This is a genomic window from Paenibacillus pasadenensis, from assembly GCF_023715725.1.
GTDB lineage: Bacteria > Bacillota > Bacilli > Paenibacillales > Paenibacillaceae > Paenibacillus_O > Paenibacillus_O pasadenensis_A.
The window spans coordinates 15,207-28,867 of sequence record NZ_JAMBOT010000003.1 but is presented as its reverse complement, the minus strand read 5'-3'; the positions used below and the strand labels follow the sequence as shown (position 1 = coordinate 28,867).

The following is a 13,661-nucleotide window of genomic DNA, read 5'->3' as shown; positions in this document are numbered from 1 at the left end:
AAATCCGGATACGGCTGAACTGAAACGGTCCGCACTGGGCCAAACGGCGGATTCTGATGCTCCTGAAGCAGTCGCTCTTGCTGACGCGATGGAGGATGCGACCAACGCGACCGAGTGGCTGGAAAGCAGAGCGGTACCAAAAGTTTCGATTTACGGCGTTCCTTTTTCCCGTATGGGAATGGATGAAACAGTAGAGTATTTAACAAATGTTATAGAGGCCAAACAGCCTTCGCAAATTATAACGGCCAATCCGATCATGGTTATGATGGGGCTGGAGAACCCGGAGTTTCACCGCATGCTGCGTGAGGCCGATCTGGTTGTGCCAGACGGCGCTGGCGTAGTATGGGCTGCTGGTTACGTAGGTTACCCCGTCAAGGAGCGCGTGCCGGGATTTGATTTGATGCATCGTCTGTTTTTGGAGGGTGAAGAGCGGGGCTGGTCGGCGTACTTGCTGGGTACAACGCAGGAGGTCATTGACGAGGCCGCTGCTAAACTTCAAGCCCGTTATCCAGGTACGCGAATCGCAGGTACGCACCACGGCTTTTTTGGAAAAGACGAGGATGCGGAAGTAATTGCCCAAATACGCGCTGTGCGACCGGATATGCTGTTTGTAGCCCGCTCGGCGACAACACAGGAGCCATGGATTACCCAATTTAAAGAAGAGCTAGGAGTTCCGCTCATTATGGGCGTAGGGGGAAGCTTTGATATTATTGCAGGCAGGCTCAAACGGGCTCCGGTGTTTATGCAAAAGCTTCGTTTGGAGTGGTTTTACCGGCTGCTTCAACAGCCGACCCGGTTCCGGAGAATGCTTGTACTGCCGCAATTCGCTTTAAGAGTGATACGGGACAAGGAAAAGGTCACAAAACCCTATGAACTTCGGTAATTCACCGATATTCGAAGCGAAATGGCTGAAATTTGGGGTTGGTGTTTCTTTTTCGTACGAGTTATAATTCATTCCGGTGAACTTAAGGGGAGTTGAAAACCAGTGAATGCCACATTTACCTATATCATGGGGTTCGTTATCGCCCTTGTGCTTGCTCTAGCGCTGACGCCGCTCGTTAAGCGCTTTGCACTCAAGGTAGGCGCGATGGATAAGCCTAACGCCCGCAAAGTCCATACCCGCATTATGCCGCGCTTGGGAGGACTGGCCATTTATTTGGCTTTTATCGGATCGTTTTTTCTGATTTTGCCATTTATCCCGGACGGCCTTCTCAACGCTTACGACCGTAATCTGATTCGCGCCATGCTTACCGGCGGTACCATTATCGTGCTCACCGGCGCTTTGGACGACCGCTTCGAGCTGTCCGCCAAGGTTAAGCTGCTGCTTCAGCTTGTTGCGGCCTGCGTAGTCGTGTTTGGCTTTGGCGTCAAAATCGATTTGCTCAACATTCCGTTCGGGCAAAGCATGCAGGAGATTTCCGGCTGGATCAGCATTCCGCTTACGATCTTCTGGATTGTCGGAGTGACTAACGCCATTAACCTGATCGACGGATTGGACGGACTTGCTGCGGGCGTGTCCGGCATCGCGATCACGACGATTTTGATCATGGCGTTTTTCCTTGGCTTCGAGCCGATTATTCTGATGAGCACTCTGCTGCTTGGCGGTATTCTGGGCTTCCTGGTATTCAACTTCCATCCGGCTAAAATTTTTATGGGAGACTCGGGCTCGCTGTTCCTTGGCTTTATGCTGGCGACGCTGTCGATGATCGGGTTCAAGCAGGTTACCGTCGTCTCCCTGATTACCCCTTTGCTCATTATCGGCGTTCCAATCGCGGATACGTTCTTTGCCATTGTACGCCGCTGGATTAACAAACGTCCGATTTTTGCCCCTGACAAAGGGCATCTGCATCATTGTCTGCGCGAGCTTGGCTTCAGCCACCGCAAAACAGTACTGATTATTTACGGAGTCGCTGCATTTTTTGGCCTTGCGGCCATCGTGCAATCCATATTTGTTCAGTCCCACGCGGCGAACTGGGTGACCTTTGTTGTCATCAGCTTCCTGGTGTTCTTCATGCAGATTGGCGCGGAGCTAATCGGTATCGTAGACAAATCCAAGCGGCCGCTGCTTAATCTGCTTGCCCGGATGCGTCCAGAGCAGCAGCGCGGCAAATAATAATGCGCATAACCAAAGCCTGTCCTTTCCTGATGGAAGGGGCAGGCTTTTTTGAGTTCTTATATTTACTCGGAATGAAACTTACTGGCCCGCAAAAGACGGCGTCAGCCGTTTCACCTTGTTCGGCAAAAATTATCTTCATTTAAATAGAAGTTATCGTAAATGCGGCGTAGTTCTAACAATTTTCCAGTTCGGTTCCGATAAATAACCTACACAAATATTACCGAAAGAGTATGGAGGAGGCTTCCCGTGTTCAAACGACTCAGCGCCATGTTCCTGATGCTGGCCCTCGTGGCTCAGCTGCTTCCGGTATTCCCGGCCAGGACGGCCGATGCCGCAGCGACAGGTTATTTTACGTTTCCGAAGGAGAGCAGCAGCTCCATGCAGCCGCGTACAACAACTAGCGGCCGGGTGAATCTTGAAGGTTCCGTGAGCAACATCGATCCGACCAGCATTTCGTACAGCGTTTTGCAAATTGTAAATAACAAAGGTAATGACGATCCTGGCGACGATCAGATCGGCGCGAAAACCGAGGATGTCAAGGGCGGCATCTACCTGAGCGGATACAATTTGACCGTAAACAACATTCAACTTTATTCCGGTCTGAACCGGATTACGTTCAAGGGTCTGCAAGGCGGCGCGGAAGTGTCGACCTCCATTTATATCCTTTATCATGACGGTCCTGTGTTTTATAACCTTGCAGCCCGTCTGGACGGCAGTACGTTCCCGATGAAGGAAAATGCGACGACAGTGGTATCCTCCGGTGCATCACGCGGTAGAACGACCGCTGATATCGCGATTACCGGTAACGCTCCGAACGCGGAGAAGGTTACAATTGAAGTGAATGGTGCCAGCCGCAGCTATAACGTAAGCGCGACGAACAATTACGAGTTCACGATCTCACCGCTTACGTTGAAGAAGGGCAAGAACCTTGCCACAATTAAGGTGACGAATAACAATCAAACGGTCGAAACGACCCGTGAGATTGCTTTTTATAACGGGGAAGTTACGTTTTATGATTTGAACCTGAATGAATTAAGCGGTACTCCGTCTGCAGTGAGTAAAAGCGCAGCTTTGGAGTACTCACCCGATTTTGCTACTGGACAAGCGGGCGCGCCTGGCAACCTGAGTATTACCGGTACAGTCATTGTGCCGAACAACAAAAAGGTTGTTAATGGTGAAACGGTCCCGAATCCTAACCCGACTCAGCCGATTAATATTACTCCAAGGCTCGACGGAGTGGCGGGAACTCCTTTTCAGGCTATTCCAACCGTAACCGGCAGTGCGTACAATCCAGAAGATGCGTATTATATTTACAATGTAAATATTAAGCTTGATCAGCTTAAGACAGGTGCATACCTCTACGATAAAGCATATTTTCTTACGCTGGAAGCATTGAATACGGTAGATAACGAATCACAGGGTGTATACAACTTAAAGTTTACGTTCCGGGATTCAAACCAGCCTTACATCAGCGAAATCAATTATTTGCCGGGTTACAAAAATACAGGTGACCTGAACATTCCAAGCAAACCATTGTCTGGCATGAACATTTATGATACTCCGCTTGCTATGGAAGTATTGATTGGTAATACCACGGATACAACTCTTACCCTTGAAGTTGACAAAGTTACTGATATCAATGGGAATGTTGCAGGTGCGCAGACACCGACAGTGGTGAGCAGCACTACGGTGACGCGAACAGTGAACGGCATTAATCAGACGTTCGTGCGAAAAATCGTTGTCTTTGACAAACTGCCCTTTGAAGGAACACAAACTGTAACATTTAAACACAGCACAAACCAGTTCGGATCGGTTACGTTTAATATGCTGTTTGGACCGTTCCTGAAGTATAAAAGTATTTACGATACGATGAAGATTGATTACGATTCCACAAAGGCAACTCAACTTGATACCATTGTTGCTAATACGCTCAGCAATTTCGAGGCTACGCTGACGAATCTTAACGATCTGACGGATATTCGCTATACTCCAACGGCGAATAAACCGCAGACGATGTTTTTCTATATCAACAACACTCCGATTGGAATTGAGGAAGGCACAGCAGTCAACACTTTTAGAGCATCTGCAAGCGGAATTTCGGCGGCTAAAGAAATTATGAAGGCTGCAGGCGCATTTAATTTGAAGTTTGTTTATAAAGGCAGCAAAAACAACTATGAGAACTCCGTAACGGTATTCTTGAACCAAGTGAATCTTCCGGTTATTCCGGTTGAGGCCGACAGCATCTATCCGTATAGCAGCGATCTGCCGGCCCCGCTTCCCAATGATCCAAACTTCCCTAAACAGGGCAGTGTGTTCACGACCAAAGAGCCTTACATGAACGTTCACGGCACATTTGATTTTGTTGACCTTGGAACCAATCTGAATGAGGTCGCTAATTCGTTGGCATCAAACACAATTACTAAAACCAATTTTATTCTCAAAATCGAAGGCAGCAATCTGTCCAAACCAGTTATCTGGAACCTTAGCAAGGAACTGCGCATCATCGACAGCAGCCTGCCAAAGGAGCAGCAGTCCATTGGTGTTGTGAACACCGGACTGACAATTCCAGAGATAGATAAACAAGGCGAACGCGTTCCAAAGCTCACGGTTACGTACGACGTCAAAACCCAATCCTTCTCCTGGGTGCTCAGCAACCAATATTTGAGCAAGGACGGCACTTCCAGCGTGTTCAACTTCTTTGTTTACAACAATGGTGAAGCCGGTGCGCGCGCCAGCTATCGTCTGGAAGTGGACCCAACCGCGCTGCCGTACAAAATTTTGCGTCCGCTGAACAGTAAGCGCACGGTTAACCAGAACTTTGTAGAAGTAGTCATTGATGCACCAAGCGCGAAGACGGTTACGGTCAATAAACAGAATGGCCAAAAAATCACCTTTGATGCCGATAACGACGGAACAATCGACTACACGACGGCTTACCGCGTCGTCATCAGCGGCCTTAAAGCCGGTAAAAACGATCTGAAGTTTACGATTGCAAATGAAAATGACTCCATCAACGGAACAATCACCGTAACCTATGCTCCGACTAATATTCCGGGCGCAGGTTTTATGGAAGAGATGAAGAGCTCCCATAAGCTTTTCGAGAGTCAGCTGCAGTTGACGTTCCCTAAATCGACAACGCTGATTCGCCGTGACTATAACGTGCCTGAAAAATTGAAAAACCAGGTATTCACCGGGCATCGTTTGCTGTTCGGTATTGCTAACCCGACAGACGGGGTTGTAGATCGGCATGAGTTTGAGACGCCTCCGGCCAACTTCGATCTGATTTTGGACAGCTTGGGCAATATGTTTGAAAACACTTTTTCAAGCAATTTTAATAAGGCGAGCAATGTCTTCTGGATCGACGCTGGTATGGCGGACAATCCTCAGACAGATAGCGTGAACGATCCGCTGCAGTATGGTATTGATCCTTACCAGTATCCTACTGCTGAGCTGCCATCGTATGTTGATCGTCCAGTTAACCGCGAGCTGGTGACGTCCAAGGAAGGCAAGCTTACGCTGTCTTATAATCCTAATATCGTGGATGCGAACGGCACTTTCATCACCGTATTCCATTTCGATCCGAAAAAGCCGGAATGGGTTAACCTGGGCGGAGTTGTAGATACGAAGAAAAACACCGTCACCGTACCGTTCAGAGAATTTGGATATTATGTTGTTGGGCAGCTGAAATATTCGTATTTGGATATTACTACGCATCCATATGCGCGTAATTATCTGGAGGCAATGTACTCTAAAGGATTTATGAATGCCGCTGGCATCGATGAATTCGGAGCCAATCTGTACACGTCCCGTGGCGAATTTGCTACGATGATGGTAAAAGCTTTAGGTATTCCGCTCAACTACAATACGGATCCATCCAAACGTCTATTTAACGACGTAGGCGTTGAGAGTACCGCATTGTGGGACTACCGTTATATTGAAACGGCTTTTAACGAGGGATATATCCGCGGTACAGCTCCAAAGACGTTTGAACCGACGAGCAATTTGACTCGCGAGGACGCAGCGGTCATTCTGGCGCGTGCACTCAAGCTCAAGCTGGAGACCGATCCGGTCAAAATCGAGAAGGCGCTGCAGAAATCCTTTAAGGACTACAGCCAGATTAACTACTACGCTCGCGCGTCGGTTCTGGCGATCTACCAAAAGGGTTATATTCAAGGCTCGCCGGTAGACAGCCAAAATCCGAAAAACGGATTCGTGTTCGAGCCCAAAGCAAATCTGCTTCGCTCGGATTCCGGAATCATTCTTGGCAGAGTGCTTGTGGGAATGAAACGTCTGCCGAAAATTAATTAACCTTCTATTGTAATAATAGTAGATTGAGTCTGCAAAAGGATTCCTTTTGCAGACTCTTTTTCCTTAAATGACGATAAAATCCTAGTTCGACAAATTACGAGAGTTGGAAAAAGTTTCGAGTCGACGAACTTCGGTTACTCAAGTTATACTGGGAATGCATCCAATAAGTGCAGGTAAGGCCAATACATAACAATACTTCACTAAAAGTTCACCAAATGAAAAAACGAAAATATTTTTCAGCAACTCGCAACTTTTCCGATTTGCCTGCGTTTAAGTATCTGGAGTCGAATGATGAAGGGAATAAGCCGACTTGAGGATTAAGTCAGGAGAGAATTCTTATTGCTCCGGTAACTCCAATGGAAATGGAACATATTCTCATCTTCCTCTTTACTGGCTCTATCAGACCATTGTATAATGGTTTAGTGGTTTGACAGGTTTCCATTATTTTCTACTTGATTTTACAAGTTTCTGCGACATGTTTTTATACGTGTCTAGGGCATGAAGCAGACATTTATCTATATTATATTGCTCCCACACTCTGGGAAGGGGGTGACACAACAGATGAGTACAAAGAGCACTCATAGTTCCACCAAACACTCTCACATACTTATGCAAGTTATAGGAGGAGACAAAAAGGTTATGAAAAAAAGTTTATCCTTGGTTGTTACAGGCGCACTCGTAACTTCCGTATTCGCTAGCTCCGCATTCGCGGCTGAACTGACGACGCAACAAAAATTCGACGCTCTGAAACAAGCTGGTATCCTGAACGGCTATCCAGACGGAACGTCCGGCCTGAACAAAAACATCACGCGCGCTGAGTTCTCCAAAGTGCTCGTTCTTCTGAACGCTCTGACTCCAGATGCAGCAGCTGCTAACTACAAAGACGTATCTGCTAACCACTGGGCTAAAGGCTTCATCGGCGCTGGCACTAAAGCCGGCTACCTGAACGGCCTTGGCAACAACCTGTTCGGTCCTTCCCAAAACCTGACGATCGAGCAAGTTGCAAAAACGCTCGTTATCGCAGCTGGCCTGCAACCTAAAAACGACGCAGCTGTATCCGGCGCTGTTAGCGCATGGGCTAAAGGCTACGTAGCAGCAGCTATCGAAGCTGGACTGATCGACCAAGCCGCTTCCTACAAAGTAGCCGCTTCCCGCGGTCAAGTTGTAGAAGCAGCTTACGAGCTGTCCGACGCAGCTGTATCCGTTAAATCCGCTGTTGCTGTCGACGCTAGCAACATCGAGGTTACTTTCTCCGACAACCAAGTTGTTAAGCAAGCGCTGACGACTCCACTGGAATCGGGCAAAGAAACTACGGTTAAAGTTACTTACAACGGCAAAGAGTACGAAGTTAAAGTAACTCTTCAAGCGGTTAAAGCTGTTGAAGCAGCTCAATCCGGCGCTAAAGCTGTTACGGTTAAATTCAACCGCGCTCTGACTGCAACGGAAAAAACATACCTGGACGGCGGTTACACGCTGAAATCCAGCCTGTCCACGTTCCCTGTTACGGCTAAATTCGCTGACGACAATAAATCCGTTGTACTGTCCGCTGTTTACCTGCCAGTAGGCGACTACACGCTGACAGTTAAAGGTACGGATGCTCCTTTCTCCGTGAAAGTAGCTGCAAGCGTAGCTTCCAAAATCGACATTACGGCTCCAGCTCTTCAACTGGCCGACAATGTTGATCTGGGCGTTAAAGTGTTTAACCAATTCGGTGAAGATGTAACGGCTACTAACAGCACGTACATCCAAGCATTCAATAACACGCAACCAACGAAACCAGTTACGGTTTCCGCTGGCAAAGTGAGCCTCAAAGCTGCTGGTGCTAACGCAGGCGACAAAATCGCTGTTACGGCTGTATCTCCTTCTACTGGCCTGAGCGTTTCCAAAACGCTGAATGTTGTTACGGGTTCCACAGCAACTGTTCTGGAACTGGGCGACGTTCAACCGCTGGCAGGCAAAACTCGCATCTCCTCTGGTGAAACCGGCCTGATCGTTCCACTGACGCTGAAAGATGCTAACGGCCAAGCGATTAAGCTTACGGCGGGCGATATTGATTTCAAAAACGGAGTTGCAAGCAACGTTTACTCCAACTACAAAGAAAAAGATGGCCTGTTCTTCTACAACAGCGACAACCGTGTGATCGAAAAAATCACGGTTGACAGCAATGGCGTTCTGAAGTTTACGGCTAAAGCTTCCGGTACGACGACGCTGACGATCAGCAACCCAAGCGCTGGAATTTCAAAATCCATCATCATCAACGTTGCTGGCAGCGCTGTAGTGAAAGAGTTCCAAATTGGCGCTCCGAGCTCGCTCGTAGTTGCTGGTGAAGAAGTGGTATTCCCGTTTGTAGCTACTGATTCCTTCGGTGGTGAGATCAAAGGTACGGCTCTTGATCTGAACCAACTGGACTTCTCTGCTAACTACCTGGCAGCTGGTTACCCTAAAGTAAATGCAAAAGGCGAACTGGTTCTGAAGTTCACGCAAGAAGGCTATTCTTACATCGTTGTACGTGGCAAAACGAGCACGTCCGCTCCGTCCACGCTTAACGTTCAAATTCAAAAACCTTCTACCACGACTGGCGTTAACGGAATTAAAGACGTTATCACCACTCTTGAGGACGGAGCAAGCGTTGAATTTGATCAAGACAACATTGTACTTGTTGACAGCTATGGCCGTACTTCCACGGCAGCCGCTGGAACGTACACGGTTGACATTGAGTCTGACGTAACGGGTCTGTTGACTTATTCTGGCAATAAACTGGTTGCTGCTTCCGATAAATCCGGTTCCGCTAAAGTAACGGTTAAGTCGGTTGTTTCCGGTGCTGAGTCCTACTCCTTCACGGTTGATGTAGTTGAATCGGCAAGCGTTAAATCTTTTGAAATCAAGTCGATTGGTACGGTCTTCGCTAAGAAAACAGCTGGTACGGACTACTCCAAATCTGTTGCTCTCACGGGTAAAACAGACGGCGGCGTAACGGTTGCACTGGCTAATTCTTCCGCATCGTTTGTTTCTAGCAATGACGAAACTGTTCTGAAAGTTGAATCTGACTACCAACTGACGGGCCAAAAAGCTGGTAAATCCACAGTTACGGCATACGTTGGTGGCAAAGCTGTTGCGACTCAAGAAGTTACGGTTTCTGAGGACGCACCAATCGCTAAAACGGTTGAGTTCGGTAAATCCGAATATGAAGTTACCGGTTCGGCTACGGTTAGCGTAACGGTTAAAGACCAATACGGCGTTAAAGTTGCATCCCCAATTGGATACTTCTCGTCCTCCAACACGGATATTGCAACGGTTGACTCCGCTGGTGTTGTAACTGGTAAGAAGAAAGGTACGGCTACGATTACTTATGTAACGTCCAACGGCGTTACTGCTACAACTACGGTTGTAGTTAACTAATCTAACCGTCCTATCTAAAGAGCAAGCAGGATATCCTGCTTGCTCTTTTCTATTTCCGTCTCATAATTTCACACAAAGAAATCTGCCATTTCTAAGAAACAAACCGCCTCTCTTAAGCGTCTAAGCAATATATGGAGATCAGGAGGAATGAGAGTGAAGCAGAAATGGTATAAGGCCGGAATTGCAACAGTAACAGCAGCAGGCTTGCTGTTGAGCGGCGGTTTAGTAGGGCTCCCAGAGCAGCAGGTGCTCGCAGCTAAGAAACAAGTAACTCTTTCTGGTCAAGCAGTATCCCTTTCAGGCGGTAGTTTAAGTGTGCGAGATGCGCATTTTCTTATGCAGGATAAAGGGAAAGTACTGGCCTATACGGTGATGATCACAAACAAAAGTTCTAAATCTATGGATTTGATGGATTACTGGATTCGGGTTAAAACGAAATCTGGAAAAACTTTTAAAGCTACAGCTATTGAAGGAGATAAGGACAAAACGACAGTCCCTGCCAATTCGACTCAATACATAACTTATTACACAGTTGTGGATTCAGCCACGAAGCTGACGGATTTGTCTTTTGAGGTCATCAAATGGGATTTCTCATCTTCCAATTACGAAAAACGTCTGGGCACGATTACTTATCCGTCAAACGGGAGCGACCAGGTTGCACCTTTTCAACCGGGTGTCATGCTTTATGGCAGTGGAAAGCTTAAAGGAGCCGTCAAACAAGCTTACCTATCGAAAGATAAGGACAGCGGCTATGTAACAATCAATTACTTGCTCGAAAATGTCGGGCAGCAAGTAATCGACCTTTCCAAAATGACGTTTAATATTCAAACGCAAAGCTTATCGGTTTATAATGTCACAGCGCCTGGATTGGAAGGTATGACAATTCAGCCGCGTGAGCGTAAAATTATTACACTACGGGCAACAATCCCCGCAAGTGTCATCAATAAGCCTTTGTCGCTTGTTGCTTCGCTTAACGATGAAGCTAGCAAAGTGAAGCTCCCTACGGGAATTTTCAAACTTCCGACATTAAAAGTTCAGCCGCCATCTGCTGCTGGACAACCAACAACGGTGTATATGGATGGCCAACCTGTAACTACAAAATCAGGAAAAGCTTTCGTGAACCAAGGTCAGGAAGGTCAGGCTGTATCAATTGATTTCACAATGACGAACAATGGTTCGGCTGCAGCAGCTTCCGGCAATCTCGATTTCTTCCTTGTAACTAAGGCCGGTAAGAGCTATAGTCTCTCCTATACGAAAGAAGAAAATTCATCTCTTCTCCCGGGAATAGCAAAAACTATCAGCCTGACTGGTAATATTCCGGATAATCTGGACTGGAAAGGTGCTCAACTCATTGTTAAATCTCAAGCAACCGACAAAGAGAAGTCTTACGTCATGGCCTCTTATTCGGTCCAAACAGCATCGCTTGAGGGAGGACTGGACACGGCTTTTTCCTATCGAGATTACAGCATCCAGTTAAAGGGTGTTACGAGAATGCCGGGAGTTGATAACGACGCTCTAGTTGCAAACTTAAGCATAACGAATACTAGCGGTGTGACGAAGCAGGTTCCTGCATTAAGCGGATACTTTATGGTGAATGGTGTTAAAGTTGGAACGGAGCAAAAGGCGCTTGGCCTCGATAAAATGGTCACTTTGGCGCCAGGGGCGACTTATGAGGCTATCGTTTCTTCCGAAATTCCTTACAATACTCCAATCTCGCAAATTGCTTTTGTTGCCACCGAACCGGTTGCTGATAAGCCAGGCAAGATTCTCTACCAATTCACAGGGCAGCAACTTGCTGAAATTCCGACCATTGGAACAGCTGCTGAATATGAGGTTTCTGGAACAGGTCAGAAGGCAACATTGAAGCTTATGCGCAACGCTGTGTATAACGGAACGGGAACTCAAACATTTTATGCAGAGTTTGAAGGTGTGAATAAGGAGCAGAGAGCAGCAGTGCTCGCTAAACTCGGAGGCTATCTGGTCGATAAAAATGGTTTGGTTGTGCCAATTCAATTCGCTGAGTTGAAAGATCGAATCAGTTCTGGTGGAAAAGCACTTATTTCTGCATGGACACAATTGCCACGGGCCTTTGATTCCACCTCCTTTAAGCTTGTCATTGGACAAGATGTAGGAACGGCTGTTAACCCGCCAACAAATGGTGGAAATAACAATGGCGGATCGGGCGAAAATCCTGGAAATGGTGGAGATCAGGCAACACCGGTCATTGCAAAACCGGCGGCTTATTCGCTTGGTTCAACGACGAATGAAGATACTTCACAAGTTCTCAAGGATCTCAATATTGGCGGCTTCTCGCTTTCCTTTGCTAAAACGAGCGCTTTCTTTGATGTAAAGGATGTCTATACAGCTTCCGGGCTAAAGCTTAATACAGAGTATTCCTTGAAACGAGATGAGCAGTATGAAGCGGTTGCCGGAACGCATAAGATTAAAATAGAATTTGTAAATCAGGATACGAACCAGCTTACTTATTCTAAAACATTTGATCTTGCCTCAGCTGTCCAGGGCTCACAAGATGAAGTGCTGAAAGAAGGACAGAGCGTTCCATTAAATATGGTGTTTAACGATCCAGAAATTCAATCTAAAACTCGTACAAACAGCAAATTTAAATTGAATGTTTACGACGTATTCCAAAATTCAGCTATTTTGGTCGCATCCAAAGAAATGAACTGGTTTTTAACGAACGATTAACATTACACGTACCATTACACCAGAAGCCGTACGATTTCGTACGGCTTCTCTGATTTCTTGAATTTAATTTAAGATATTATGAACTGTTATTTGAGAGGAGAAGCTATGAATAAAAATTATTGGAAATTTTCTGCCGGAGCTTTAGTTCTCACAGCAGGAATTTTAATCGGGGCCAACTGGTCATCCATTGCCGCACATCTCGAAGGACAAGCCGCAGCCGCATCAGCAGACAACACTCCATCGTCTGCTCCCGGAACCGCGGACGATCCGGTTGTAACCAAAAGTTATGTCGATCAGAAGATCGCCGAGCTTAAAGCAGGTGGAGGAGGTTCGAACCCGACTCCATCCCCAACTCCGCAAACGACGCCGACACCTGGCTCTGGAGACGGCGAGGAGTCCGACGAGGACAGCTTCCGGGTCATAAACGTTCCCGTTGGCAAAACGCTTGTTGCAGCCGACGGAGCGGAGGTTGTCGTACGGGCTGGCAAAGCGGTCGCGTACAGCCCCGACAGCAACGGTATTGCGGATGTAACAGCTGGCACGAATATCAGCTCCGGCTCTAGCGTGCCGCAGAATCATCTGATTTTGTTCCCGCGCGGCGGCAGAGGAGTCGGTTCGGCTGCCGGTGTAAAAAGCGGGCTGACCGTCATGATCCGCGGCGGATATGAGCTTCAGACGATAAAAAAATAATGCTTGGTTAAGTGCAGTTATTATTTTCCCTAAGTGACAATATGTTATGCGCTTAGTCACCCCGGAGGAGCGGCATTCTATAAGCACATCCTTATTACATCCATCCGGAGGTGCTTTTTAATGGCTAAGTCAAACAAACGTGTTGTCGTCCCTGCCTGCAAACAAATGTTGAATGAGATGAAATACGAAATCGCTACTGAGCTCGGTCTCTGCTCGGCTCCTATGCCAAGCGGCGGCGCAGATACGGAGTTTGCAGGCGATCTTGGTACTGCAAGCCAGTCATCCGGCTACCCGAGCATCCACTGGTCCTCCATGGCTACGCGCCAAGCGGGTTCGATCGGCGGAGAAATTACGAAGCGGCTCGTCGCTAAAGCCGAGCAGTCCATGCTTGGACTTTAAATTTCCGCTCCTAACGGGGCAGTGTTCACCATTTAGAAACAGA

Annotated in this window: 7 protein-coding genes; all 7 read left to right on the top strand. The window is 47.3% G+C overall.

Annotation, left to right across the window (positions count from 1 at the left end):
- Positions 1-88 precede the first annotated feature (88 nt).
- The 7 genes from M3223_RS09355 to M3223_RS09325 all read left to right on the top strand — a co-directional run bounded on the left by M3223_RS09355 (position 89) and on the right by M3223_RS09325 (position 13,618).
- Entirely contained in the window at positions 89-883 is a 795-nt protein-coding gene (locus tag M3223_RS09355) for a WecB/TagA/CpsF family glycosyltransferase (protein WP_251561407.1), read from the top strand.
- A 126-nt stretch (positions 884-1,009) separates the two neighbouring features.
- Entirely contained in the window at positions 1,010-2,113 is a 1,104-nt protein-coding gene (locus M3223_RS09350; RefSeq protein ID WP_251561406.1) for a glycosyltransferase family 4 protein, read from the top strand.
- Positions 2,114-2,362: 249 nt separating this feature from the next.
- Positions 2,363-6,424: an S-layer homology domain-containing protein gene (locus M3223_RS24470; protein WP_251561040.1), complete on the top strand. Its 4,062-nt coding sequence runs from the start codon at positions 2,363-2,365 to the stop codon at positions 6,422-6,424.
- Between the two features lie 639 nt (positions 6,425-7,063).
- Positions 7,064-9,823: an S-layer homology domain-containing protein gene (locus M3223_RS09340; RefSeq protein WP_251561039.1), complete on the top strand. Its 2,760-nt coding sequence runs from the start codon at positions 7,064-7,066 to the stop codon at positions 9,821-9,823.
- A 153-nt stretch (positions 9,824-9,976) separates the two neighbouring features.
- Positions 9,977-12,529, top strand: a complete 2,553-nt coding sequence (locus M3223_RS09335; protein ID WP_251561038.1) for a hypothetical protein — start codon at positions 9,977-9,979, stop codon at positions 12,527-12,529.
- Positions 12,530-12,634: 105 nt separating this feature from the next.
- Complete coding sequence (locus tag M3223_RS09330) at positions 12,635-13,219, top strand: hypothetical protein (protein ID WP_251561037.1); 585 nt, start codon at positions 12,635-12,637, stop codon at positions 13,217-13,219.
- 120 nt (positions 13,220-13,339) lie between these two features.
- Complete coding sequence (locus M3223_RS09325) at positions 13,340-13,618, top strand: alpha/beta-type small acid-soluble spore protein (protein ID WP_251561036.1); 279 nt, start codon at positions 13,340-13,342, stop codon at positions 13,616-13,618.
- Positions 13,619-13,661: the final 43 nt, after the last annotated feature.

Excerpts from the sequence above, each read along its gene's own strand:
- M3223_RS09355 (WP_251561407.1), top strand. The coding sequence starts at position 89 with ATGGAGGATGCGACCAACGCGACCGAGTGGCTGGAAAGCAGAGCGGTA.
- M3223_RS09350 (WP_251561406.1), top strand. The coding sequence starts at position 1,010 with ATGGGGTTCGTTATCGCCCTTGTGCTTGCTCTAGCGCTGACGCCGCTC.
- M3223_RS09340 (WP_251561039.1), top strand. The coding sequence starts at position 7,064 with ATGAAAAAAAGTTTATCCTTGGTTGTTACAGGCGCACTCGTAACTTCC.
- M3223_RS09330 (WP_251561037.1), top strand. The coding sequence starts at position 12,635 with ATGAATAAAAATTATTGGAAATTTTCTGCCGGAGCTTTAGTTCTCACA.
- M3223_RS09325 (WP_251561036.1), top strand. The coding sequence starts at position 13,340 with ATGGCTAAGTCAAACAAACGTGTTGTCGTCCCTGCCTGCAAACAAATG.